Raw genomic sequence first — 24,473 nt, 5'->3', positions numbered from 1 at the left:
GTGTGGCTCCCAGGCGGGACGACCTTGTGCCGGTAGCGTTCCCGACGGCAATCCAGCGAACGGACGTGATGGCACAGCAGCGCTCAGGCAAGGGTTTCGTACCGGGACTCGTCAAAGGTTTGGCGACGACGGCCCGGACCTTGGCGCGCCCTGCACACACGCAGCAATACCCAGAGACCAAGCCAGAACTCGCGCCGCGCACGCGGGGAGTCATTGCCCTGCTGGAGGAAAACTGCACCTCCTGCATGTTGTGCGCGCGCGAATGCCCGGACTGGTGCATCTACATCGATTCGCACAAAGAGACGATCCCCGCGGGGCCTGAAGGCGGCCGCGACCGTCAGCAGAACCACCTTGACCGGTTCGCCATCGACTTCAGCCTGTGCATGTATTGCGGGATCTGCATCGATGTATGCCCGTTTGACGCGCTGTTCTGGAGCCCGGAGTTCGAGTACTCGGCGACCGACATCCGCGATCTGCTGCACGAGAAGGATCGGCTGGGCGAATGGATGCCGACGGTGCCGCCGCCGCAGGCGCTGGAGGCGAGCGGCGGGGAAGGCGATCACGCGCAGTGACGACGCATGATGTCTTTTTTCTCCTCGCTGGCCTGGTGACTGCGGGGGCGGCGATCCGTGCGGTGACGACCAGTTACCTCCTGCATGCCGCGCTCTGGTTGGTCGTCGCGCTCGGCGCGCTGTCTGGGTGCTACCTCGTGCTTGGCGCCGAGCTGGTGGCACTCGTCCAACTCATCGTCTATGTCGGTGCCGTCGTGGTGCTGGTGATCTTCGCGATGATGGTGACGCGGTCACCGACCGGGCGTACGACAGCGCACAACACCTCGGCCGCCACCCGGTGGGCGGGCTTTGTGCTCGCCGCGGGCACTGGCGGACTGGTCGGGGCGGTTCTGGTGAGCGCCTATGCGGGCAAGGTTGCGGTGCAGTCCGCCGGGACGAGTGCCCTCGGCGGCGAACTGTTCGGCACGTGGGTATGGCCGTTCGAGTTGTTGTCGCTGCTGTTGCTGGTCGCGCTGGTCGCGGCGTTGGCGATGTCGCGCCTGGGCGTCGGCGATGCAGACTCGGAGAGCATCCGGTGATTCATCTCCAGTTGCCGCTGATCCTTGTCGCGGTCCTGGTCGCGACCGGCCTCTACGGCATCGTCGCCCGCCGCAACGCCGTGCTGATGCTGATCGGCGTCGAGTTGCTGCTCGCGAGCGCGGGACTGCTGCTGGTGACGATGGGTGCGGCACAGCCGGATCCGTACGTCGCGGGCCAAGTGCTCACCATCTTTCTCATCACCATCGCGGCTGCGGAGATCGCGGTCGCTCTCGCGCTGGTGATCGCGGTCTATCGAGCGCGAGGCGACATCGACCTGACTCGCCCAGGCGATGAGGACAGTCCATGAACCTCGCCTTGGACGGCGCGCTGCAGCCCAGCCACGCCGTCATTCTGCTTCCCGCCCTGGGCGGGCTGCTCACCCTTCCGCTGGTACGCCACTCCTCGCGCGCTGCAGCCGCGGTGGCGTTGATCGCAAACTTCCTGGGGCTCCTGGCTGCGCTCTGGTTGCTGATCCAAGTGACCGAAGATGCCGCGATCATTGACCCGGAGACCGTGGGTGCGCTCGCCCTCGGACCCGCACTCGACGTACCCCTTCAGTTGCACCTCGAGGGCTGGAACGTCTTGGTGGCAGTCGTGGTCGCCGTGGTGTCCTTTGTCGTCCAGGCGTTCGCCCGGTGGTATCTCTGGGACGATCAGCGATACCGCCAATTCGCTGCAACCGTAGGCCTGTTCACGGCAGGTATGCAGCTCGTGGTGCTGTCGGGTGACCTGCTCCTCACGCTCGTCGGCTGGGAGCTCATGGGGTGGTGCTCCTACCTGCTCATCGGGCACGAGTCCGAACGGGAAAAGGCTCGCCGGGCGGCCTTCAAAGCGTTCCTAGTGACCCGACTTGCTGATGCGCCCCTCGTCGTGGGCTTCGCGGCGCTCGCCATGGGAGCGCGGTCGACCTCCCTTGAGGCGGTCGTCGACCACTGGTCGGCGGCGCCGCTAGCGGGCGGGACCGCGTTGACGGCAGCGCTCCTTGGGGTCATCTGCGGTGTCCTCGGCAAGAGTGCCCAGGTTCCGTTCCAGGACTGGCTTCCGGACGCGATGGAAGGCCCCACTCCGGCATCGGCGTTGATCCACGCGGCCACGATGGTGGCCGCCGGCACCATCGTCTTAGCCGACCTCCTCCCACTGCTGCAGGAAGCTCCCGCGGCGCGGACCGTCCTGCTCGTATTCGCCGGGTTCAGCAGCATTCTGGCGGCGTTGCTCGCGGTCTTGCAGACCGACCTCAAGCGGCTCCTGGCCTGGTCGACTGTCAGTCAGGTCGGGCTGATGTTGGGCGCCTTGAGCCTGATCCCCGACGGCGCGGGACCGGACCTGGCCATCACTCATCTGGTGAGCCACGCTGCCTTCAAGGCCCTGCTCTTCCTCATGATCGGTTGGCTGTCGGTCCTCGTCGGCGGCACGGTGGTAGCCCGCATGTCGGGCGGTATCCGCCGCTACCCACAGACTCGATTCCTCCTGGCGGTGGGCTTGCTCGCGCTGGCGGGCGTACCGCCGACCGTGGGCTTTGTCTCCAAGGACCTGATTCTGGAGGCAGCCGCCGAAGGTGTGGCGGAGGGCCAAGAACTCGCCACGGCCGGGTTCTTCGTCGTGGGCGTGGTCATCGTCCTGACGGCTGCGTACAGCATGCGGGCCTGGTTGGTCATCCAGCACCGCACGGTGTTTCAGCGCCGAGTCGAGGAGACGACATTCGTCGACAGCCGCACCGTTGCTGAGGTCAGCATTGTCGAGATGCTGCGCGAGGCGCCGCAGGTTGATGCGCTCGGGCAACCCACTGATGAAGTGGAGGCGACGCCTGGCCCAGAGGAGGCCGACCCGGAGCCGACTTCCATTGCCCGACTCGGGCTGAGGCTCTTGGGCTTGCTGAGCCTGTTGGGTGGGCTGGTCGTCGCGAGTCCGCTCATTGAGCTGGATTGGCGGCACGCCAACCTGCTGTTGATTGCCGCGGGCCTGCTGTTCATGACCGCGGCAGCACTGCTCGTGCGGATCATGTCGTTGCGCACGACCTATGGCGACGCTGCCGAGCGAGCACCGCTGGCGTGGCGCTCGGCCGCTTCCCGTTCGCTCGGCATCGACACGGTGTATGTCGCGTTGGTCGCCCAGCCCGTCCTGGCGCTTGCGCGCACGGTGCATCGTGCGGAGGCCCACCTCGACCGCGGCGTATCCGGACTCTCCACTGCCGCGCGCACGCTGGGGGATCGCGGTTCGGCCGTGCACCGGCGTACGCCGTCCTCGGGCTTGGTCGCCCTCCTCGCGGGCACCCTGGCGGTCGCTCTGCTGGGGGTGATCCTGTGGTAGCCGTGCTGCTGGCCGCGGTCCTCGCGCCGTTGATCGTTGGTGCCGCGCTGGTGATCGCCGACAACATCGCCGGTGTGGGCCAGCGGACCTCGGCGGCGATCGCGCTGTCCGCGTCGGTTGTCTCCGCGGCGTGCGTCGGCATCGCGGTCATCGAGCGGCCGGTCCTCGATCAGGACTGGGTGCCAGCGCTTGGGTTGCGCCTGCATCTCGGGATCGACGGCATCAGCGCACCATTGCTCGTGCTGACAGCTGGCATTGGCGTCCTGACGGTGCTGCACGGAATCGCGCGCCCACCGGCCACCGCGGTCACAGGGCGGCGCGAACGACACGGCACCTTCCTTGGCAGCCTGCTCCTGGTGATCGGGGCGGCCATCGCGACCTTCCTCGCCCAAGACGCGATCCTGTTCTTCGCTGCCTTCGAACTCGTCCTCATCCCGATGTGGATGCTCATCAAGGGATTTGGCGATCCGCACACCCGGGTTGAGGCGGCGTCGCGCTTCGTCCTCTATACCGTGCTCGGCTCGACCCTCATGTTGGTCGGCATCCTGGCGATGACGTATGCCGTCGGCAGCAGCGATCTGGCCACCTTGGCGGCGCAGGGTCCGGCAACCCTCAGCACCTCCCAGCAGGTGCTGATTGCCGCGCTGTTGTTGGTCGGCCTCGGCATCAAAGTGCCGGTCTTTCCGCTGCACTCGTGGCTCCCGTCGGCGCATACCTCGGCTCCCACGGCGGGCTCGATTCTTCTCGCTGCGGTGCTTCTCAAGCTCGGCACGTACGGCGTCGTGCGGCTCGTGGCCGGTCCAGTGTCTGATGGCTTGGCGCAGCTCTCACCTGTCGTCGGAGTGATTGCCGTGGTCGGCATCCTGTGGGGTGGGCTCGTCTGTTTGGCCGAGCCTTCGCTGAAGCGCTTGGTCGCTTGGTCCTCGGTGGCCCATATGGGTTTCGTGGTGCTCGCGCTTTCGACGGGAACGGTGACGGGTGTTCAAGCCGCGCTCTACGGCAACCTGGCCCATGGCGTGGTGTCGGCGCTGTTGTTTGTCGTCGCCGGTGGGCTCAAGGAGCGCTGGGGCAACGACGATGTGACGATGCCGCGTCCCGCCCTGCGCGAGACGTCGCCACGGCTGGGGTTCGCACTGGTCGTCGGCATGGCGGGCTCCTTGGCGCTGCCGGGGCTGGCCGCGTTCTGGGGTGAAGTGCTCGCGGTGTTCTCCGCGTGGACCCCGGGCGCCTATCGTCCGGAGTTGCTGTTCCGGATCTTGACGATTCTGGCTGCCCTTGGTGGTGTGCTCGCCTCGGCCTATGCGCTACGCGTGCTGCGATTGGTGCACTTCACCGGTGGGGGCTCCGACGACAAGAGCGAGGGTGCGGACGATTTTCACGGGGCTGAATGGGTGGTCGCCGCAGTGCTCATCGTGGCCGTTGTCGGGCTCGGTCTGGCGCCATCGGCCATCCTGCCGATCAGTGAAGCTGACGTGATCCAGTTGCTTGGGGTGAGCCGATGAGCTTCGACATCGACTACCTCGTCCTGGCCCCAGCGCTGATCCCTGCACTCGGTGCGGTCCTGATCCTGGTCATCGACGCGATCCGCCCCCACCTGGTTCGGGTGCATTGGTGGCTCGCGGTGGCCACCCTGCTGGCAGCGGTGATGGCGACGGCTCCAGGTCTGCGGCCGGAGAGCACGCAGCGGGGGACGTTATGCCTGGCCGACACCACCTGCCTGTATTCGGCGGACCGGCTGACCCTGGTTTTGCAAGTCAGCGTGCTGGTCTCGGCGGCCGTCATCGCGCTGCTCGCGATTCCGATTCCAGCGCCTAAGGAGCACGTGGCCGTCACCGTCTCCATGCTGCTCGCGAGTACGGCCGGCGCCGCCGGGGTGGCCGCAGCTCGAGACCTTGGGTCCTGGCTCGTACTGCTGGAGTTGGCGACCCTGCCGACGGTTGCGCTCGTCGCGTTGCGAGCACGGCGCTCGTCCCTGGACGGCGCGCTGTCCTTGTTGATGACCTCGTTGGTGTCGTTTGCGTTGCTTGCCGTGGGCGCCGCCTTCTGGTTCGCCTCGTCTGGCTCGCCGTTGCTGGCCGGAGACGCGGTGATCACCGCGGCGGGCCAGCCAGAGACGCGACGGGTCCTCATTGTGGGGGTCGTGTTCCTGGTCGCCGGTCTCGGTTTCAAACTCTCCTTGGTTCCCTTCCACGCCTGGACGCCTGAGGCATACTCCGGAGCCTCGATTCCGATCGCCGGATTCCTCGCGGTGACCTCCAAACTCGCTGCCCTCGGCGCCTTGCTGGCTATGTTGCGCGGGCTGACTGTGTTGGGGGCGCCCGCGCTCGCTGCGATCGGCGTCCTCGCAGCGCTGAGTATGACCGTCGGCAACCTGTTGGCCCTGCGTGAAGGCAACACCCTGAGGCTGCTGGCGTGGTCGACCATCGCTCAGGCGGGCTGGATTGTTCTGCCGCTGGCGACGTTGGCCTCTGGGGCGGTGAAGGCTGCGACGGGATACCTACTCATCACGAGCATCGGCACCCTCGTGGTGTTCGCGGGTCTCACGATGGTGGCGCACGCCGAAGGCCGGGAGAACGTACGAGAGTTGTCCAGCCTGAAGGGCCTGTTCCGCCGGCGCCCTATCGCCGCGGCGGCGATTGGTTTCGGGCTCCTCACGCTGGCGGGGCTTCCGCCCGCCGTGGTGGGTCTGCTCGCGAAGGTCTTGGCGCTGCGGTCGGTCGTCGCGGGTGACCTGTGGTGGCTGGCCATTATCGCGGCGCTCAACGCGATGCTCGGGGTCGCGGTCTACCTTCGGGTTGTCCTGGCGATGGCCGGTAACTCGCCGAGCGACGCGGTGACCGATCGACCCTCCGCGGTTCACGCTGGTGTAGTGGCGGTGGGCCTGCTCGCGCTCGTCATCGTCAGCCTCGCGCCCCAGACGCTGCTCGCGCTCCTGGGGTGAGGCGCGACGCGCTGACTAGTAGGTCCCGACGGGAACAGGCTCCCCGGGGTGCTCGTTAAGCAAGATATGCACAATCATTTCAACGGTCTCAAGACCGCTGGCCTCTTTGGCGTGATCTTCGCCGTCCTTCTTAGTATCGGTGCCCTCATTGGCCCGGGCTATATCTGGATCTTCGCTCTGCTGGGCGTCGCGATGACGGCCTACGGCTACTGGAACAGCGACAAGATCGCGATCAAGGCCATGAAGGCCTACCCGGTGAGCGAGGCTCAGGCGCCGGAGATGTACCGAATCGTGCGCGAGCTGTCCAACACCGCCGGCAAGCCGATGCCGCGGCTCTATATTTCTCCGACCCAGGCGCCGAATGCCTTTGCCACGGGGCGTAATCCGCAGAATGCTGCGGTCTGCTGCACGGAGGGAATCCTGGGGCTGCTCGACGAGCGCGAGTTGCGCGGCGTGCTCGGCCACGAACTCATGCACGTCTACAACCGCGACATCCTCACCTCATCGGTTGCCGCAGCGCTCGCCGGAATCATCATGTCCGTCGCGCAGATGCTGATGTGGATGCCGTTCTTCGGTGGCAACAGCGAGGACCGGCCCAACCCGTTGGTGTTGATCGCCATGGCGATCTTGGCGCCGGCCGCAGCCATGCTGATCCAGGCGGCGATCAGCCGTACCCGTGAATTTGATGCCGATGAAGATGGCGCCAAACTCACTGGCGATCCGCTCGCACTGGCCTCTGCGCTGCAGAAACTCGAGCGCGGGGTGCAGGCTGCCCCATTGGCCCCTGAACCCAAGGTGGTCAACGCCTCACACATGATGATTGCCAACCCATTCCGGGCCCAAGACATCTCCAAGTTCATGTCCACCCACCCGCCCACCGCCGAGCGCGTTGCCCGCCTGCAGGGGATGGCCGGCGGCCCAAACCTCCGCTGAAGATTCAGCAGCCCGGACCGGCACGTGTGAGAGTGGAGTATGAGCCTGCAGTGGAGCATCCTGGTCCAGCCACTCCCACCGGAGGGCTCCGCGTCAAGCGCGGAGACGCCCGATCCACCATGGCTGGTGGAGAACCCTGACGAGGTGCTGCGTACGGCCTCGGTCGGCAAGTGCTTGTTGCTGAGCGAAGCGGCACGCCAGATCGGGACCGGACAACTCGACGCTGATCGCCAGATCCGTTGGCAAGACGAGGAGTTCGTCCGCGACTCGGGGTTGTGGAGCGCGCTGGATCAGCGGGATATCACTGTGCGTGATGCGTGTCGGTTGATCGGTGCGGTGAGCGACAACCTGGCGACCAATGTGCTGATCCGCGAGATCGGCCTGGACCCCGTCGCGGCGCTCGCATCGGCGCATGACCTGGCGCCCATGGCGCTGCTGGATCGAGTCCGCGAAGACCGCGACCCCAGCCTGCCTGGCCACGCCGAGACGCTTTCCGTTGCCTCGGCCCGGTCGCTCGTACGGTGGCTCACCCTCGTTCACGAAGGCACACTCGACCGCGGCGTCCTTGACTGGCTGGCCCTCGGCACGGACCTGTCGATGGTGGCGTCGGCGTTCGGGCTCGACCCATTGGCACACACAGAGGCAGACCGAGATGTGTTGCTGATCAACAAAACTGGAACGATCAGCACTGCCCGTGCTGACATCGGGTTAGTCACTGTCGGCGCGCGAACGGCGGCGTACGCCGTGGTCGCCAACTGGTCCAACGGTGACGATCCGCGCGACGAGGTGCTCGCCCGAATGGCTGATATCGGCCGCGACATCCGCGCCCGTCTCGGGGCATAGCCCCGGGCACAAAACTGCGTTAGGTGCCCTTGACTCGGAAATTTCCCGGTCAAGGGCACCTAACGCAGTTAGGGCGTCGGAAGATCAGACGTCGTAGCGGTCCAGATCCATCACCCTTGACCAGGCAGCCACGAAGTCGTTGACGAACTTCTCAGCGGCGTCGTCGGAGGCATAGACCTCGGCGAGCGCTCGCAGCTCGGAGTTGGACCCGAAGAGCAGGTCGACCCGGCTTCCGGTCCACAACGTCTCGCCGCTCGCGTCGTCCGTGCACTCGTACGTCGTCGCGTCGGCGCTCTCGCCGTCGACCGGACGCCACGTGTGACCAAGGTCGAGCAGGTTCACGAAGAAGTCGTTCGTGAGCTGACCCGGGTTCTTGGTGAGCACACCGGTGGTCGACCCGTCGTAGTTCGCGCCGAGTACGCGCAGCCCACCCACGAGCGCAGTCATCTGCGGAGCGCTTAGGCCCAGCAAGTTCGCGCGGTCAACAAGGAGGAACTCACTGGGCAACTCGGCACCCTTGCCGACGTAGTTGCGGAAACCGTCAGCGACCGGCTCCATGTAGCCAAAGGACTCGACATCGGTCTGCTCCTGGCTCGCGTCGGTGCGGCCGGGGGTGAACGGCACAGTGACCGGATGCCCCGCGTCCTTGGCGGCCTTCTCGATCGCGGCAACACCACCGAGAACGATGAGGTCTGCCAGCGAAACCGTGATGCTGCTGGAGTCCTTGATGCCCTTGAGCGTTGACAACACCGTGTTGAGTTGGTCGGGGTTGTTGACCGCCCAGCCGTTCTGCGGCTCCAGTGCGATGCGCGCACCATTGGCACCGCCACGCATGTCGCTCACCCGGTGGGTGGACGCTGCCGCCCATGCCGTGGTGACCAACTGGGACACGGTGAGATCAGAGGCCAGGATCTGCTCCTTGAGCGTCGCCACGTCAGCCTCAGACAGGTTGTACTCGCCACGGTCAGGCACGGGGTCCTGCCAGAGAAGCTCCTCGGAGGGCACCTCGGGGCCGAGATAACGCTGGATGGGGCCCATGTCGCGGTGGGTCAGCTTGTACCAGGCGCGAGCGAAGGCGTCCGCCAACTCCTCCGGGTTGTCCAACCAACGCCGGGTGATTTCGCCGTAGATCGGGTCCACGCGCAGAGCCAGGTCGGTGGTGAGCATCGTCGGACGGTGCTTCTTTTCCGGGTCGAACGCGTCGGGGATCGTCTCGGGGGCGTCTTTGGCGACCCACTGGTGGGCGCCGGCCGGGCTCTGGGTGAGCTCCCATTCGAAGCCGTAAAGATTCTGCAAGAACTCGTGGCCCCAACGTGCCGGGGTTGAAGTCCAGGTGACCTCGAGCCCACTCGTCAACTGGTCTGGGCCCTTTCCGGTGCCGTACCCGTTGGCCCATCCGAGACCCTGGGCCTCTAGCGGCGACGCCTCGGGCTCGGGGCCCTGCTTGTCGTCGGGGTGGGCACCGTGGGTCTTGCCGAAGGTGTGACCACCCACGATCAACGCGGCGGTCTCTTCATCGTTCATCGCCATGCGGCCGAACGCGTTGCGGATGTCGACAGCAGCCAGTTCGGGGTTGGGCTGGCCTTCGGGGCCTTCTGGGTTCACATAGATCAGACCCATGTGGTGGGCGCCGAGTGGCTTCTCCAGGTCGCGCTTCTCGTTGAGGATGCGCTTGTCGCTGCCGAGCCATTCGGTCTCGGCGCCCCAGTAGACCTCCTCAGGTTCCCAGACGTCCTCGCGTCCGCCGGCGAAACCGAAGGTCTTGAAGCCCATCGACTCCAAGGCAACGTTGCCGGTCAGGACGAACAGGTCCGCCCAAGAGATCTTCTTGCCGTACTTCTTCTTGACCGGCCACAGGAGGCGGCGTGCCTTGTCCAGGTTGCCGTTGTCGGGCCAGGAATTGAGTGGGGCAAACCGCTGCTGCCCGGTGCTGCCGCCGCCGCGGCCGTCAGTGACGCGGTAGGTACCGGCAGAGTGCCAGGCCATCCGGATCATGAGCGGGCCGTAGTGGCCGAAGTCGGCTGGCCACCAGTCCTGCGAGTTGGTCAGGACGGCCTCGATATCGCGCTTCACGGCCGGCAGGTCGAGGGAGGAGAACTCTGCTGCGTAGTCGAAGTCCGCGTCCATCGGGTCGCCGACAGCCGGGTTAGGGGCGAGCATTTTGAGGTTGAGGCGGTTGGGCCACCAATGGCGGTTGGGGTCACCCTGCGTGGGGTGGGGGAGTTCTTCGTGGGCAACGGGGCAGCCGCTCATCGCGGGGCCAGCAGTCTCTGTCATGGTTCCCTCCGGGTTGGGATCGTGCTGTTTAGGGCGTGCGGCGAGATGCGCAATCGGGGCACTTGCCCCAATAAATCACTTCTGCTTGGTCGATAGTGAAGCCGTGATCATTTGATGCCGCGAGGCACGGCGCGTGACCCTTCGCGCAGTCCACGTCGGCGATCGCTCCGCAGGCGCGGCACACGACGTGGTGATGGTTATCACCGACCCGTGACTCATACCGCGCGACCAAGCCCGTGGGTTGGATTCGACGGAGAAGTCCGGCGCCGGTGAGGGCGTCCAGACAGTCATAGACCGTTTGATGGGAGACGTCCGGAAGATCACGTCGTACGGCGTCGATCAACAGGGCGGTCTCCGCGTGGGGGTGCGCGCGCACGGCATCGAGCACAGAAAGACGAGGGCGGGTGACGCGCAGTGCTGCATCGCGCAGCTGCTGCTCATCACCCGCCCTCGTCGACATGCTCACGAGTCTGCCCCGCTAACTTGAACGAGTCAAGATTACTCGGTCAGGGCACGATGACTGACAAGGTCTCCGCGATGCACGCGGGTTTGTCAGCGCCCTCGAGCTCAATCGTGACCTTCGCGGTGACGGTGAAGCCAAGCGAGGACGGTTCCACCGACACCAGTTCCACTCCAGCGCGCACCTTGGACCCGACCGGAACGGGAGTGGGGAAGCGAACCTTGTTGGAGCCGTAGTTGATTCCGAGTTTGACGCCGGTGACCTCGTAGATCTCCCAGACCAGTTTCGGGATCAACGACACCGTCATATAACCGTGCGCGATCGTGCCGCCGAACGGACCAGACTTCGCCTTCTCCACATCGACATGGATCCACTGGTGGTCGCCGGTGGCTTCGGCGAACTGGTTGACGGCCTCCTGGGTGACCTCGTGCCAATCGCTGTAGCCCAAGTGCTCGCCGACAGCGGCCTTGAGCTCGTCGACTCCGTTGAATGTCTTCATGATGTGCCTCTCGTTGAGCGCGGCTGATGGGAATTAATCGCGGGGCCCGCCCGCGACGTAGACAACCTGGCCAGAGACGAATCCGGCTTCCTCGCGGGCGAAGAAGGACGCCGTCGCGGCGATGTCTTCGGGCTGGCCGACGCGCTGCACGGGAATCTGCTGGGCTGCGGCCTGCTTAAAGGCGTCGAAGTCCATGCCGACGCGCTCGGCCGTCGCGGCCGTCATGTCGGTCTCAATGAACCCAGGAGCGATCGCATTGGCGGTGACGCCAAACTTGCCTAGCTCAAACGCGAGGGTCTTGGTGAAGCCCTGCATGCCCGCCTTGGCGGCCGAGTAGTTGGCTTGGCCCCGGTTGCCGAGCGCGGAGGTGCTCGACAGGTTAACGATGCGCCCGAACTTCGCTTCGGTCATGTACTTCTGAGTGGCCTTGCTCATGAGGAAGGCGCCACGAAGGTGAACATTCATGACGGCGTCCCAGTCCTCGACACCCATCTTGAAGAGCAGGTTGTCGCGAATGATCCCGGCGTTGTTGACCAGGGTCGTCGGTGCGCCGAGCTCGCTCGCGATGCGTTCTACGGCAGCGGCCACTGCTGCCTCGTCGGAAACATCACAGCCCACTGCGAGGGCCTTGCCGCCTGCCGCGGCGATCTCGTCGACGACCGTCTGGCAGGCGCCTTCGTCGAGGTCGAGCACGGCAACCTGCATGCCGTCGGCGGCGAAGCGCTTGGCGATCGTTGCGCCGATGCCACGCGCGGCGCCGGTGACGATCGCAGTACGAATGCTGTCGGACATGCTGGGGTTCTCCTACTGGTTGGTTGATTGATCTGGTGCTGACTCATCGAGGCGCTGCTGCAGTTTTTGCATGCTGCGCAACCACGAATCGGTTTTGGTGCCGCGGTAAGCGAAATAGTTGCGTACCTCGGGGTGGGGCAAGACAAGAAACTCATCGGCCTCGACGGCCGCGATGAGGGCGTCCGCGACGGCCGCTGGTGGGAGTGCGCCGTCGTGGCCGATGACATCAGCAAGGCCGCCATCTCCTGTGCCCGGGTACATGTCGGTCAACACACCCTGGGGGCAGATCGCGTGAACTTTGACGCCACGGTGACCGTAGGTCGCCGCGAGCCATTCGGCGTAGGCCTCGGCACCGTGCTTGGTCACGGCATACGTCGGTTGGCCCAGGATGGTGAGCAATCCGGCGGCCGACGCGGTGAGGACATAGCGCCCCTCGCCTCGCTCTAGCCAACCAGGAAGGAGTAGTCGTGTGGCGCGGACGTGCGCCATGACGTTGACCTCCCACGAGTCGGCCCAGTCGTCATCGGACGAGCCATCCAGGCCCTCCCCGCGAGCGATGCCAGCGTTGCCGATGAAGCAGTCGATCTGTCCCAGGTGATCCTGTGCCCGGTCGACAAGTCGGCGGGCGCCTAGGTCGGAGGAACAGTCCCCAGATACCGCGAATGCGTCTAGGGCAGAAGCGGTTTCGGCCAAGGGGTCGCTCAAGATGTCGGCGACGACAAGGCGTGCGCCCTCGGCGTGCAATCGCTCGGCGATGGCGCGTCCGATGCCGCGGGCGGCTCCGGTGACGACCACGCCTTTGTCAGTCCAGGTCGACATCCGCTCAGGCTCCGCCATTGAGGGTGACGCCGCCGTCGATGACCAGCGTCTGGCCAGTCATCCATGCCGAATCATCACTGGCGAGATAGGCGACCGCGCTCGCGATGTCCTCGGGTTGGCCCAAGCGCTTCAACGGGTAGGGCTGCGCGACCTTCTCCTCACGACCTTCGTAGAGCGCCTCGGCAAACTTGGTTTTCACCACGGCTGGTGCGATCGCATTGGTGCGAATGGTGGGACCGAGTTCCATCGCGAGCTCCTCCGTGAGGTGGATGAGTGCCGCCTTGGAGGTGCCGTACATCGCGATGCTGGGCGCTGGGCGAACTCCGGCGATAGACGCGATATTGATGATCGACCCGCCGTGCTCCTTCATCCAGCCAGCATGGACCTTCTTGACCCACTCCAGTGCGGCAATCACGTTGACCGCAAAGATCTTTCGCGATACCTCAGGGTCGATTTCCAGTAGCGGACCATATGCCGGATTGATGCCGGTGTTGTTGACCATGATGTCGATCGACCCGAACGTCTCGAGTGCCGTACGCACGACCTCGTCTTGGTGCTCGGGATCGTCGGCTCGTCCGGCGACCGAGAGGGCGACGTCGGGTCCGCCGAGTGCGGCGGTCGCTTCCGCGAGGGCCTCAGGCTTGCGCGCAGTGATGACGACCCGGGCGCCTTCGGATATGAGTCGCTCAGCCGCGGCATACCCGATGCCGCGGCTGGCTCCGGTCACGATGGCGACCTTGCCAGCCAGCCGTTGTGTCAGGTCAGTGGTCATAGGTCGAGAACCTCTCCAAGTTTTTCATCAGGTCGCGCGCTGCGCCGACTAAGCGCTTGCTTAGCGTGGCCCACATAGGACATGCTCGTCAATGGAGAAGTCAAGATCCGTCAATCTATGGCGTGCGTAGCAGGCTGCAGCAAGGAAGGCAGGTGATCACGGTGAGCCAGTCGGAAGCGGGTCGCGCCAGCGCGCGTACCCCGGACATTGAGGCCCGTGATCGATTGGTCGAGGCTGCGCGAGTGGCGTTCGGAAACAACGGTTTTCACGGCACGACGACCCGTCACATCGCAGCGGCTGCAGGGATGAGTCCGGCAGCCGTCTACGTGCACCATCCGAGCAAGGAGGCGCTCCTGTATGCGCTGTCGCTCGCTGGTCACACCGCCACCCTCGCCGATGTGACTGCTGCGGAGGCGTCCAGCGCTGATCCGGTGGAGCAGGTCTATGCGATTGTGCGGGCATTCGTCTTGCGTGAGGCCGAGCAGCACGCCACCGCCCGCATCGTGAACTACGAGTTGGACGCGCTGACGACCGAACACCGAGTCGAGATCGACGATCTGCGCCGCCAGATCCAAGACACCCTGCAGTCCGCCATCGAACGCGGCATGAACTCAGGTCAACTGGACTGCGCGGAGCCCACCATGACGGCTGTTTCAGTCATGGGCATGTCGATCGATGTGGGCCGGTGGTACCGGGACGAGGGGCGTTGGACACCGGCCGAAGTCGCCGACCACCATGCCGACCTGGCCTTACGCATGGTCGGAGCCCAGCGCGGTGAGCGACCGTCGCGTCAGCGGTAGTTGGTGTACTGCAGCGCGACATCCAGATCGGACGCCTTCAGTAGGCGCTGGACCTCCTGCAGGTCGTCTCGCGACTTGGAGGACACCCGCAGTTCGTCGCCTTCGATGCGCGCCTTGACCGACTTGGGTCCTTCGTCTCGAATGATTTTGGAGATCTTTTTGGCGTTCTCCTGGCTGATGCCATCGCGAAGCGAGGCTGACAGGCGGTATTCCTTGCCGGAGAGCTTGGGATCGCCGTCATCGCTGTATTCGAAGGACTTCAGCGAGACCTGGCGCTTCACGAGTTTGGTCTGAAAGACGTCCAGCAGCGCGCGGACACGCTCCTCACTGTTGGCCTTCATCAGGATCGTGTCGCCAGACCATTCGATGGACGCATCGACGCCGCGGAAGTCGTACCGCGTCGAGATCTCCTTAGCGGTCTGGTTGAGCGCGTTGCTGACCTCCTGCTTGTCGGTCTTGCTCACGATGTCGAATGAACTATCGGCCATGTGGTCCTCCTATGGGCGGTCGGCGAATATGTCTGAGGCTAGTGGGGCATCCTCGATTGGAGTCGGTGCCGTCTGGGTTGCTATCCTCGGCGGCGCACGTCAGGCCAGGTTGCCCGAGCGGCCAATGGGAGCGGACTGTAAATCCGTCGCGAAAGCTTCGAAGGTTCGAATCCTTCACCTGGCACCCAGTGCGACGAAGGCCCCGACCAGTCGGTCGGGGCCTTCTGTCTTGCCTTGAACGCCGGTCGAGACCCTCGCCCTAACGCTGGTCGAGCAGCACCCCCTAACGCTGGTCGAGCAGCACCCCCTAACGCCGGTCGAGCAGCACCCCCTAACGCCGGTCGAGCAGGCCGAGGCGCTGGCCGAGCCCCACTCCCTAACGCCGGTCGAGCAGGCCGAGGCGCTGGCCGAGCCCCACTCCCTAACGCCGGTCGAGCAGGCCGAGGCGCTAGCCGAGGCCGTGTCGAGACCGAGTTCGCGCCTCAGGGGTCTCGACACGGCTCGCGCTGGGCGCTCGCCTGCTCGACCGGCGTTTGCTCGCCTGCTCGACCGGCGTTAGGTGTGGCTCGACCGGCGTTTGCTAGTCGACGGGCAGGTAGATCTCGGTGACGAGTTGCTCTGGGGGAGTGGTGCGTACGTCGTTGATATAGATGTAGCGCATCCCACCGGTGCCGGACAGCCCGCGCTCGGCGGCCCAGGCCACGAGTTGGTCGCAGGCATCGCCGATGAGGTCATAGGGCCCGGTGAGGGTGGCGCAGACTGCGCGCTGTTCTGGTAGGTCGCGGACTTGCACAGGCTCGATCGCGGTCGCGCCAGCAGGCACCGGCGCAAACACTTCCTTGTCGACGTTCTGCTCTTGGTAGTCCTCGTCATGGTCGAGAGCGCCGCACGGGCCGAGAATGGCAATCTGCTGGCGTCCCAGCTCTGGCATGAAGCGATCCCAGAGCTGGCTCTCGTCCTTGTAGGTCGGGATGGTGCCGCGCATGGACGCGACCCGGCGGGCCGCGAACGCTCGCTCTTCGATGGTGACTGAGTGGGTAGACATGGTTTGCTCCTTCTGATGCGCCTCGCGCATCCGGTCGATGAGGTCGAGTCGGTGCTGCGCTGCGCGGACCTCGTCCACGATGACGTCGCGCTGCTGGGTGAGCGCATCGCCATAGGTGGAGGTGCTCCGGGCGGCCAGAAGGGCACCGATGGCGGGTACGCCGAAACCCACGTCGCGCAACTGCCTCACCAGGACGGCGTTTGCGAGTTGAGCGGGCGCATACGACCGGTAACCGGTGACGTCATCGACTCGTGCCGGGAATAAGACGCCGTGTGCGTCGTAGTGGCGCAACATGCGAACGCTGATCCGGGTGAGCGAGGAGAACCGGCCTATGGTCATGAGTTTCGGGGTATCGGCCATGGGACAAGCCTGAGCGCTGACACGATGTGAGAGTCAAGTGGTGCGGCAAAGGAGGTGCTGGGTTTGTATCTCACGCTGACCGCAGGGGCCGACCTCGCCGCCGAGACGGAGGTGCGTCGCTCGCGGTTTCTCGCCATCGTGCGCCGGGTCGAGGACGAAGAGCAGGCGCGCGCGTTGGTGGATGAGATGCGGCGACGGCACCGTGACGCACGCCATCACTGCACCGCCTTCGTCGTGGGTCCTGTGCCCAGCGTCGAGCGATCCAACGACGACGGCGAACCAGGCGGTACGGCTGGGGCGCCGATGCTGGAGGTGCTGCGCGGGCACCAGCTCAGTGACGTAGCTGCCGTCGTGGTCCGGTGGTTTGGGGGCATCAAACTCGGAACGGGTGGGCTGGCGCGGGCCTACGCAGGCGCGGTGCAAGAGGCCCTCGCCGATGCCCAATTCGTGCGTCGTCGTGAGCTCGGACGCTTTGAGCTGAGCCTCGCGCACGCCGATGCGGGGAGGGTGGAGGCGGAACTGCGGGCACATGGCGTTCAGGTGCTCGGCGTCGACTATGCCTCCTTGGCAACCCTTCAGATGGTGGCTGCCGATCGCGCGGCGTTGGTTGCTCAGATCGCTGCCCTCACGGGTGGCGCAGCGGAGCCAGTGCAGGTGGGGACAACCTGGATCGACGACATTCTCTGAACCAACTCACCAAGGAGAACGCATGAGCACCGTCAGCACCGTGACCGGCCACGTTGAGTCAGAGGACCTGGGGAAGGTCCTTGTTCACGAGCATGTCTTCGTCTTGGGCGAGGAGTATCGCGAGAACTATCAGCGTGACTGGGATGATGAGGAAAAGATCGCCGAAGCCGTTCGAGACCTGCGCGAACTGAAGAGCTTGGGTATCGACACGATCATGGACCCGACCGTGCTTGGCCTTGGGCGCTATATCCCGCGGATTCAGCGCATCGCCGAGCAGATCGACCTCAACATCATCGTCGCGACGGGGCTCTACACCTATAACGACATCCCGTTTCAGTTTCACCACACCGGCCCAGGGCTGCTGTTCGATGTGCCCGAGCCACTGGTCACCCTGTTTGTCGGTGACCTCACCGAAGGCATCGCGGATACCGGAGTAAAGGCGGCTTTCCTCAAATGCGCGATCGAGGAGCAGGGTTTGACCCCTGGAGTGGAGCGGGTCATGCGTGCCGTGGGGCAGGCCAGCGCCCAGACCGGCGCGCCGATCACGGTGCACACCAACCCGCATACCCAGTCCGGGCTGGTGGCGCAGCGGGTCCTGGCCGACGAAGGCGTGGACCTCACCAAAGTCGTGATCGGGCACTCGGGAGACACCACCGACCTGGACTACCTCATGCGGGTCGCTGACGCTGGGTCAATTCTGGGGATGGATCGATTCGGACTCGACGTGCTGTTGCCCTTCGAGGATCGGATCAACACCATCGTGGCTCTCGCCGCGAAGGGGTACGCCGATCGAATGGCACTGGCCCACGACGCAGCCTGCTTCATCGACTGGTTCGCGCCTGAGGCGAAGAAGCAGGCTGTGCCGAAGTGGAACTACCGCCACATCAGCCAGGACGTGCTCCCCGCGCTGCGTGATCGCGGTGTCACTGACGCCGCGATCGAGACGATGCTGGTCGATGTCCCGCGCCGACACTTCGAATGAAGCATCCGTTGCCCGAGCGCTCAGCCGTTGCCCGACGTTTCGGTGACACCTTCGTACAGCCCGATGGCGTTGCCGTCTGGGTCCTCGAACACGGCGAACCATGACGTCTCGCTGATGGGTGACTTCTCCATCGTGACGCGTGCGCCACGCTCGGTCGCTTGAGCGAGCACGTCATCGATGGAGTCGACCTCGACGTAGGACCGTGGCTGGGTGAACCCTTCTCCGCGCGGCGCAAGCCCGCCGCCGCTGATCTTGTTGGGCGCCTGCCACATCGGGTAGCCCTCAAAGCCAGGGATTTCGGCGATCTGCCAGCCAAACAGGTCGCCGTAGAAACTGGTCGCGGCGGCGTGGTCTGCCACCGGAATGTCGATGTGGGTGATGTCTCCGTGTGGCATGTGCGTCTCCTCGCATGGTGAGCACTCCCCATTGATGCGCTCTGTGCCTAGCGTTGCATTGACCACCGACATCCGGTGGGTAAACGGCATATGGTGGGTGCCGCACCATCAGATGTGACGGTGCGGCACCACCGACGTGCGAATCAGTAGCAGTAGTCGAACTTGACGGCGCCTCGGTTGATGTAGGGGAACCGGTGGGTGGCGCTGAGCTTCTGCCATTTTCCATCCCAGACGTGGTACTTAATCGCGGTGCGCGCCTTGCCATTGAACGGCTCGTTGGTCTTCAGGCGGAAGCCCTTTGCCGGGCGCTTCCAGAAACCGCCGTTCACGATATTTCCGCTGGAGTACTCCCAGTACGTCGTGTTTTTGGTCGTCTCGTAGACGTACCACGTGCAGCCACCCGCCTCGGCGGATGGTGCTGCGATCAGCGGTGCTGCACCGATCAGTCCAGCAGTGGCAAGGCCAACCAGTGTCTTCTTCACGATGTCTCCTTCGTCGGGCGCGGATGCTCCTCAGTGGCCCCCTTGAGGCCCCAGCACCGCGTGCAGTGCGTTTCCGACTATGGATAAGCTCGATCGGTTCCGTCTCTGCCGGTAACGGTCAAACCCTCCGCGCAGCGATCGGCGCGGTGATCAACGCCTCGGGCACTCCCATGCCATCCACGAGGACATCAACGTGTGGGCGCAGGGCCTGGCACAAGTCATTCACCTGGGTGGTGATGGCGCGCGACCGGGTGGTGTTGATTCGGCCGTGCTCCAAGAACCAGGCGCGGTCAGCTTCGATGGAGCTCAAGGCATACAAGCTGCATACCTGGTCCAGGAGGGCGCGGGCCGGACCCTGGTCCATCCCGTCGACGGCCTCGGCGAACGCCTCAAAGACGACCCGGTCGATGTGGGTACGGGCGGCGAACAGCAGGTGGTCTTGTGCCTTGTTAAAGACCTCGAAGGCGTCGCCGTCGCCAATGCGTCGGAGGCGTCGGGCCAGGCCCTCCAAACTGTGGTCTGCGCGCTGCTCAAACATAGACAGCTGCCAACCCCGGTCATCGAGAGCGCTGTCATCGTCGCGGCCCTTTGCCACGTCGAGCAGCTTTTGCAAGCGTGCTCGTCCAGTAGTCCGCTCGACCATGCCTTCGGCGAGCTGACGACTAATGGCTCGTGCGGTTCCGCGGGGGTCGAGGTCGCCCCACATCTCTTTGTAGTCAGTCAGCAAACCCTTGGCGCACAGTTGCAGGAGCACGGTGTTGTCACCCTCGAAGGTGGTGAAGACGTCGACATCGGCTCGCATCTGGGCAAGTTGGTTCTCCGCCATGTAGCCCGCGCCACCGCATGCCTCGCGGCACGTTTGGATGGTGTCGAGCGCGTGCCAGGTCTGCACGGCTTTCAGGCCGGCGACCCGAGTTTCCAGCTCGCGCTGGCCCTCCTGATTCTTGTCGCCAGCCTCCGCACCCTGGAGTTCTTCCAATCGCTCGATGACAAGGTTCTGAGCGAGGGAGAGTGCGTAGGACTTCGCGAGCCGGGGGAGCAGCTTGCGCTGGTGCGCCAGATAGTCCAAGACCACCGTCTCTTGTTGGTCGCCGGGTGCTTCGAACTGACGCCGCGACGCGCCGTAACGCAGAGCAATGGCGAGCGCCTTCTTGGCAGCGGAGCCGGATCCGCCACCAACACATACTCGCCCACGGACGAGTGTTCCGAGCATGGTGAAGAAGCGGCGGTTCTCGTTTTCGATCGTGGAGACGTAGTTGCCGGAGCCGTCGATGCCGCCGTAGGCGTCGAGCAGGTTGGTCCGCGGTACGCGCACCTGGTCAAACGCGAACGTCCCGTTGTCGACGCCAGGCAAGCCGGCTTTGACACCGTTGTCGCCAATGGTCACCCCCGGCATCGTCGCGCCCGTCTGATCGCGCACGGGCACGAGTACCGCGTGCACGCCGTGGCCACCCTCAGCCGTCATGAGTTGGGCAAAGACGACGGCCAACTCCGCATCGCGTGCGGCGTTGCCGATGTAGGTCTTGACCGCGGATGGCGTCGGGGTGTGGATCACCAACTCATCGGTCTCTGCGTCGTAGGCGGCAGTGGTCTCCAGGCGCTGAACGTTGGAGCCGTGACCGACCTCAGTCATGGCAAAGGAGCCCAGCAATTCGCCGTCCATGATCGGACGTAGATAGGTCTCGTGGTGCTGAGCGGTGCCCAGGCGGGCGACGGCCCCACCGAAGAGCCCGAACTGCACGCCGGACTTCACCAGCAGGGACAGGTCCCCAAAGGCCTGGATCTCGAATGCTGCACATGAGGCGCCATAGTCGTGGGTGCCTCCGTATTCGTGCGGGAAGCCGATGCGGCCGTGGCCGCGCGCTGCCAGAGCGCGGAGCTGGTTGGTCACCCGCTCCCGCTGCTGATCGACTGTGCAGCCGGGCTCACCGAGCTGAATCTGCGGGTCGACCTCGTCACGCAACGTCTCGCGTAGATCGTGCCAGGCGCCGTCCAAGACGGTCGTGATCTCGGCTGCGATGCTCGAATTGTTAGTCATATCAGGCCCTTTCGCGGTTATCGCTGGGTCGGTTAAGAATCCCGGTCAGTCCGTACGCCGCGAGATCGGCGAGCTGGTCCACCACGGTCGAGCGCGGGGCTCGGTCTGGTGTGGCGAGCCACCGGTCGGCGGATTCTCGGACGAAGCCGACCAGCCCATGAGCCCACGGGGTTGCGGCGCCCGGATCGCGTCCGTGCGCGATCAAGGTGGTCCGGAGAAGTTCGGCCAGTGCATCAGCAATGGTGTTGGACATCCCTGCGACGGGATCTTCATCGACCGGTACATCAATGAGCGGTCTACGGGTGACGAAGCGATAGACCTCGGGGTCTTTCTCGACCAGGCTGAAGTAACTGTCGAGAACTGCGAGGACGATGGGTCGTAGATCCGACCCTTGGGGGACTTGCTGCCCCGGACCCGCTTCCGAGGTGAGGGCCCGGTCGAAGTCTTTGAGGATGCGTGCGTCGACGGTTTCGCAGACGGCCTGAAAAAGGCCGAGACGATCGCCGAGGTGGCGATAGATGACCGTCTTGCTCGTGCCGGCAACCGCGGAAATCTCATCCATACCGACGGCGGCGCCATGCTCGCGGATCGCTCGAAGCGCGGCGTCGGTGAGTTCGCGCCGCCGCTCAATTCGATGCTCGGTCCACCGGGACGTGCGACCGTCGGGGCGAGCTTGTGGTGCGGGTCCAGCTGAGTTCATCCGCCCAGAGTACCTGCTACTCGATGTATCTGCTACTCTCGGTATCGGTAACTTTCCCTGACGGCGCTGACTGCCGCCCGGGCCCCACCAGCGTGCAGGAGAGCTGATCGCATGAGCAGTACGAGTCCCCGCGACGTTGTCGTCCTCGGCGGCAACCGCACCCCATTCGCCCGGTCTGGCGGCAAATACCTCGCAGCCTCCAACCAGGACCTGTTGACGGCCGCGCTGGATGGCCTGGTCGCGCGATATGCGTTGCAGGGCGAGCGAATTGGCGAGGTCGCGGCGGGCGCCGTGATCAAGCACAGCCGCGACTTCAACCTCACACGTGAAGCTGTTCTCGGGTCACACTTGGCCGCGACGACCCCGGCGTACGACATCCAGCAGGCATGTGGAACCGGCCTGGAAGCGGCGATCCTCACCTCCAACAAGATCGCGCTGGGTCAGATCGACTCCGCCATCGCCGGCGGCGCCGACACCACCAGTGATGCGCCGCTGGCGCTCAATGACGACCTGCGTCGGGCCTTGATGAAGGCCAACTACGCCAAGACGCCGCAGCAGCGACTTGCGGCGCTCGCGACCGTGCGCCCCAGCCAACTGGTCCCCGAGCAGCCGGCCAATTCCGAGCCGCGCACGGGCCTGTCGATGGGTGACCACATGGCGATCACCGCCAAGGAGTGGGGCATCACCCGCGAGGCTCAGGACGAGCTGACCGTACGCAGCCACCAGGGCCTGGCGGCGTCCTACGACCGCGGGTTCCAGGACGACCTGGTCACCTCATATCTCGGGCTGTCGCGCGACCAGAACCTGCGCCCCGACTCTTCGGTCGAGAAGCTCGCCAAGCTCAAGCCGGTCTTCGGCAAGGGCGAGGGCGCGACGATGACCGCGGGCAACTCCACGCCCTTGACCGATGGTGCGTCTGCGGTTCTCCTGGGGAGCCGGGAATGGGCCGACTCCAAGGGCCTGCAACCACTCGCACGATTCGTCGACGCGGAAACCGCCGCGGTGGACTACGTCAGTGGCGCCGAGGGGTTGCTCATGGCTCCGGCGTACGCCATCGCCCGGCTCCTGGAGCGCAACAACCTCACCCTGCAGGACTTCGACTTCTACGAGATCCACGAGGCGTTCGCCTCGACGGTCCTGTGCACGCTCGCAGCCTTCGAGAGCGAGGAGTTCTGCCGCGACCGATTGGGCCTGGACGGAGCACTCGGTTCGATCGACCGCGACCGACTGAACGTCAACGGGTCCTCCCTCGCGGCCGGTCACCCGTTCGCGGCCACGGGTGGGCGCATCGTCGCCTCCCTGGCAAAAGCCTTGCACGAGAAGGGTTCTGGCCGCGGTCTCATTTCTGTATGCGCTGCCGGTGGGCAGGGCGTCGTGGCAATTCTGGAGGCAACCAAGTGACTGACACCTACGCGAACTTTGTGAACCAAGGATTTGGCAAGTCGGTGGCGGGCCAGCTCGGCCTGCCGCGCCCGGCACGCCTGCGCCGCTTCGAACGCGGCCAGGACCTGGTCGCGGGACCGGTTGCAGTGGGCGCGGTGCGCCCCGGCCCGGTCACCGAATCGATCCGCGCGACCTTGGCCGCCGCCTCCGCAGAAGTCGTCACCGCAGAGGCCGATGCCACTTACTCCGCCAAGCTCGGCGCTGTCATCGTTGATGCCACGACCGCACGCACCATCGACGACCTCGAAGTCGTCCGCGGAATCCTCGCCCCGGCGGTGAAGGCGCTCGGCAAGTCCGGTCGTGTCGTCGTGCTGGGTGCCGACCCTGCCGGCGCGGAAAGTGTCGAAGGCGCTGCGGTGCAGCAGAGCCTTGAGGGCCTCACCCGCAGCATTGGCAAGGAACTCCGCGCGGGCGGTACGGCCAACCTGCTGCGCCTCGATGAGGACGCTCAGCGTGACCCATCCGTCCTGGCTGGGCCGCTGCGCTTCTTCGCTTCCTCGCGCTCGGCATACGTCAGCGGTCAGCCACTGACGATCAACGGCGCCACCTTGGCCGCGGACACCGACCCGGAGCAGCCGTTTGCGGGGCAGGTAGCTGTCGTCACAGGCGCGGCGCGCGGCATCGGCGCTGACATTGCGCGGGTCTTTGCACGTGGCGGCGCGCACGTCGTCGTCGTGGATATTCCGGCCGCGGGGCAGCCGTTGTCAGAGGTCGCCAACGAGATCGGCGGGACTGCACTGCAACTCGACATCACCTCAGCCGAGGCCGGAACGCGCATCGCAGAGGTAGTGGCCCGTCGGGCAGACAAACTCGACGTCATCGTGCACAACGCGGGCATCACTCGGGACAAGCTCTTCGTCAACACCGACGCCGAGCGCTGGTCCAGCGTGCTGGACGTCAACCTGCGTGCCGAGTTGGCGATCAACCAGACGTTGCTCGATGACTCCCTCGCGGGCGGGCTTCGCGACGGTGGCCGCATTGTCGGTGTCGCGTCGATCAGCGGTATCGGTGGAAATCGCGGACAGGCCAACTACGCCGCCTCCAAGGCGGGTGTAATCGGAGCTGTTCGGCACGAAGGTGTGCACCTGCGCGCACGCGGAATCACCGTCAACGCGGTGGCACCTGGCTTCATCGAGACGGCAATGACCTCCAAGATTCCGCTCGCGACCCGTGAGGTCGGGCGCCGCCTGAACTCCCTCATCCAGGGTGGCCTCCCCATCGATGTGGGTGAAGCGATTGCCTTCCTGGCTGAGCCGGGTAGCGCTGGCGTGACCGGCCAGGTGCTGCGCGTCTGCGGCCAGAGCCAGCTTGGGGCCTGA

Annotated in this window: 25 protein-coding genes and 1 tRNA gene; 14 read left to right on the top strand and 12 right to left on the bottom strand. The window is 65.2% G+C overall.

Annotated elements, in window-relative coordinates; all coding sequences use genetic code 11:
* Nucleotides 1-26: 26 nt before the first annotated feature.
* The 8 genes from F562_RS0110765 (at nucleotide 27) to F562_RS18795 (ending at nucleotide 8,115) form a co-directional block, all read left to right on the top strand.
* Nucleotides 27-572, top strand: coding sequence for a NuoI/complex I 23 kDa subunit family protein (locus tag F562_RS0110765; RefSeq protein WP_018156966.1), 546 nt, complete (start codon nucleotides 27-29; stop codon nucleotides 570-572).
* A complete protein-coding gene (locus F562_RS0110760) occupies nucleotides 569-1,090 on the top strand; it encodes an NADH-quinone oxidoreductase subunit J family protein (RefSeq protein WP_018156965.1) in 522 nt (173 codons plus the stop codon). Before F562_RS0110765 ends, F562_RS0110760 begins: the two co-directional genes overlap by 4 nt.
* Nucleotides 1,087-1,398 (top strand): NADH-quinone oxidoreductase subunit NuoK, encoded by a 312-nt coding sequence (gene nuoK / locus F562_RS0110755; protein ID WP_018156964.1) that lies wholly within the window; start codon nucleotides 1,087-1,089, stop codon nucleotides 1,396-1,398. The genes F562_RS0110760 and nuoK overlap by 4 nt, the downstream gene beginning before the upstream one ends.
* Nucleotides 1,395-3,398, top strand: coding sequence for an NADH-quinone oxidoreductase subunit 5 family protein (locus F562_RS0110750; protein WP_018156963.1), 2,004 nt, complete (start codon nucleotides 1,395-1,397; stop codon nucleotides 3,396-3,398). Before nuoK ends, F562_RS0110750 begins: the two co-directional genes overlap by 4 nt.
* Nucleotides 3,392-4,900 (top strand): complex I subunit 4 family protein, encoded by a 1,509-nt coding sequence (locus F562_RS0110745; RefSeq protein ID WP_018156962.1) that lies wholly within the window; start codon nucleotides 3,392-3,394, stop codon nucleotides 4,898-4,900. Before F562_RS0110750 ends, F562_RS0110745 begins: the two co-directional genes overlap by 7 nt.
* A complete protein-coding gene (locus F562_RS0110740; protein WP_018156961.1) occupies nucleotides 4,897-6,339 on the top strand; it encodes an NADH-quinone oxidoreductase subunit N in 1,443 nt (480 codons plus the stop codon). The genes F562_RS0110745 and F562_RS0110740 overlap by 4 nt, the downstream gene beginning before the upstream one ends.
* A gap of 66 nt (nucleotides 6,340-6,405) precedes the next feature.
* Nucleotides 6,406-7,272 carry a zinc metalloprotease HtpX gene (gene htpX, locus F562_RS0110735; protein ID WP_018156960.1) on the top strand — a complete coding sequence of 289 codons (867 nt, stop codon included), beginning with the start codon at nucleotides 6,406-6,408 and terminating at the stop codon, nucleotides 7,270-7,272.
* A gap of 39 nt (nucleotides 7,273-7,311) precedes the next feature.
* Complete coding sequence (locus F562_RS18795) at nucleotides 7,312-8,115, top strand: serine hydrolase (protein ID WP_018156959.1); 804 nt, start codon at nucleotides 7,312-7,314, stop codon at nucleotides 8,113-8,115.
* Nucleotides 8,116-8,199: 84 nt separating this feature from the next.
* Here F562_RS18795 and katG read toward each other — a convergent pair whose 3' ends face one another.
* The 6 genes from katG to F562_RS0110700 are packed head-to-tail and all read right to left on the bottom strand — an operon-like array spanning nucleotide 8,200 to nucleotide 13,734.
* On the bottom strand, nucleotides 8,200-10,392 hold the full coding sequence (gene katG / locus F562_RS0110725; protein WP_026181192.1) for a catalase/peroxidase HPI: 2,193 nt from the start codon (nucleotides 10,390-10,392) through the stop codon (nucleotides 8,200-8,202).
* Between the two features lie 28 nt (nucleotides 10,393-10,420).
* Nucleotides 10,421-10,852 (bottom strand): Fur family transcriptional regulator, encoded by a 432-nt coding sequence (locus tag F562_RS0110720; RefSeq protein WP_018156957.1) that lies wholly within the window; start codon nucleotides 10,850-10,852, stop codon nucleotides 10,421-10,423.
* 46 nt (nucleotides 10,853-10,898) lie between these two features.
* Nucleotides 10,899-11,351, bottom strand: coding sequence for a MaoC family dehydratase (locus F562_RS0110715; RefSeq protein WP_018156956.1), 453 nt, complete (start codon nucleotides 11,349-11,351; stop codon nucleotides 10,899-10,901).
* Between the two features lie 33 nt (nucleotides 11,352-11,384).
* A complete protein-coding gene (fabG, locus tag F562_RS0110710) occupies nucleotides 11,385-12,143 on the bottom strand; it encodes a 3-oxoacyl-ACP reductase FabG (protein ID WP_018156955.1) in 759 nt (252 codons plus the stop codon).
* A 12-nt stretch (nucleotides 12,144-12,155) separates the two neighbouring features.
* On the bottom strand, nucleotides 12,156-12,962 hold the full coding sequence (locus F562_RS0110705; RefSeq protein WP_026181191.1) for an SDR family oxidoreductase: 807 nt from the start codon (nucleotides 12,960-12,962) through the stop codon (nucleotides 12,156-12,158).
* 4 nt (nucleotides 12,963-12,966) lie between these two features.
* A complete protein-coding gene (locus tag F562_RS0110700) occupies nucleotides 12,967-13,734 on the bottom strand; it encodes an SDR family oxidoreductase (RefSeq protein WP_018156953.1) in 768 nt (255 codons plus the stop codon).
* 161 nt (nucleotides 13,735-13,895) lie between these two features.
* Here F562_RS0110700 and F562_RS0110695 point away from each other — a divergent pair, with 161 nt between their 5' ends.
* Nucleotides 13,896-14,534 (top strand): TetR/AcrR family transcriptional regulator, encoded by a 639-nt coding sequence (locus tag F562_RS0110695; RefSeq protein WP_051080227.1) that lies wholly within the window; start codon nucleotides 13,896-13,898, stop codon nucleotides 14,532-14,534.
* Here the strand turns inward: F562_RS0110695 and F562_RS0110690 are convergent.
* Nucleotides 14,525-15,022 (bottom strand): YajQ family cyclic di-GMP-binding protein, encoded by a 498-nt coding sequence (locus F562_RS0110690; protein WP_018156951.1) that lies wholly within the window; start codon nucleotides 15,020-15,022, stop codon nucleotides 14,525-14,527. The two genes, F562_RS0110695 and F562_RS0110690, sit on opposite strands and share 10 nt — an antisense overlap.
* A 103-nt stretch (nucleotides 15,023-15,125) precedes the next feature.
* Here F562_RS0110690 and F562_RS0110685 point away from each other — a divergent pair.
* Nucleotides 15,126-15,206 (top strand) — tRNA-Tyr (locus F562_RS0110685).
* A 396-nt stretch (nucleotides 15,207-15,602) separates the two neighbouring features.
* Here F562_RS0110685 and F562_RS0110680 read toward each other — a convergent pair.
* Entirely contained in the window at nucleotides 15,603-16,427 is an 825-nt protein-coding gene (locus tag F562_RS0110680; protein WP_018156950.1) for a MerR family transcriptional regulator, read from the bottom strand.
* A 54-nt stretch (nucleotides 16,428-16,481) separates the two neighbouring features.
* Between F562_RS0110680 and F562_RS0110675 the strand changes: the two genes are divergently transcribed.
* A complete protein-coding gene (locus tag F562_RS0110675) occupies nucleotides 16,482-17,114 on the top strand; it encodes an IMPACT family protein (protein ID WP_018156949.1) in 633 nt (210 codons plus the stop codon).
* Nucleotides 17,115-17,136: 22 nt separating this feature from the next.
* Nucleotides 17,137-18,096 carry a phosphotriesterase family protein gene (locus tag F562_RS0110670; RefSeq protein ID WP_018156948.1) on the top strand — a complete coding sequence of 320 codons (960 nt, stop codon included), beginning with the start codon at nucleotides 17,137-17,139 and terminating at the stop codon, nucleotides 18,094-18,096.
* A 20-nt stretch (nucleotides 18,097-18,116) separates the two neighbouring features.
* On the opposite strand, the gene F562_RS0110665 is transcribed toward F562_RS0110670, so the two are convergent.
* From F562_RS0110665 to F562_RS18790, 4 genes are all read right to left on the bottom strand, one after another.
* Nucleotides 18,117-18,491 carry a VOC family protein gene (locus F562_RS0110665; protein ID WP_018156947.1) on the bottom strand — a complete coding sequence of 125 codons (375 nt, stop codon included), beginning with the start codon at nucleotides 18,489-18,491 and terminating at the stop codon, nucleotides 18,117-18,119.
* 143 nt (nucleotides 18,492-18,634) lie between these two features.
* On the bottom strand, nucleotides 18,635-18,973 hold the full coding sequence (locus F562_RS0110660; RefSeq protein WP_018156946.1) for a hypothetical protein: 339 nt from the start codon (nucleotides 18,971-18,973) through the stop codon (nucleotides 18,635-18,637).
* A 118-nt stretch (nucleotides 18,974-19,091) separates the two neighbouring features.
* Nucleotides 19,092-21,011, bottom strand: a complete 1,920-nt coding sequence (locus F562_RS0110655) for an acyl-CoA dehydrogenase family protein (protein ID WP_018156945.1) — start codon at nucleotides 21,009-21,011, stop codon at nucleotides 19,092-19,094.
* A gap of 1 nt (nucleotide 21,012) precedes the next feature.
* Nucleotides 21,013-21,711, bottom strand: coding sequence for a TetR/AcrR family transcriptional regulator (locus F562_RS18790; protein ID WP_018156944.1), 699 nt, complete (start codon nucleotides 21,709-21,711; stop codon nucleotides 21,013-21,015).
* Nucleotides 21,712-21,822: 111 nt separating this feature from the next.
* Between F562_RS18790 and F562_RS0110645 the strand changes: the two genes are divergently transcribed.
* Nucleotides 21,823-23,112, top strand: a complete 1,290-nt coding sequence (locus tag F562_RS0110645) for an acetyl-CoA C-acetyltransferase (protein ID WP_018156943.1) — start codon at nucleotides 21,823-21,825, stop codon at nucleotides 23,110-23,112.
* Complete coding sequence (locus tag F562_RS0110640) at nucleotides 23,109-24,473, top strand: 3-oxoacyl-ACP reductase (protein WP_018156942.1); 1,365 nt, start codon at nucleotides 23,109-23,111, stop codon at nucleotides 24,471-24,473. The genes F562_RS0110645 and F562_RS0110640 overlap by 4 nt, the downstream gene beginning before the upstream one ends.

The organism is Demetria terragena DSM 11295 (genome assembly GCF_000376825.1).
In the GTDB taxonomy this organism is placed as follows: Bacteria; Actinomycetota; Actinomycetes; order Actinomycetales; family Dermatophilaceae; genus Demetria; species Demetria terragena.
This window is presented reverse-complemented; position numbering and strand designations above follow the sequence as displayed.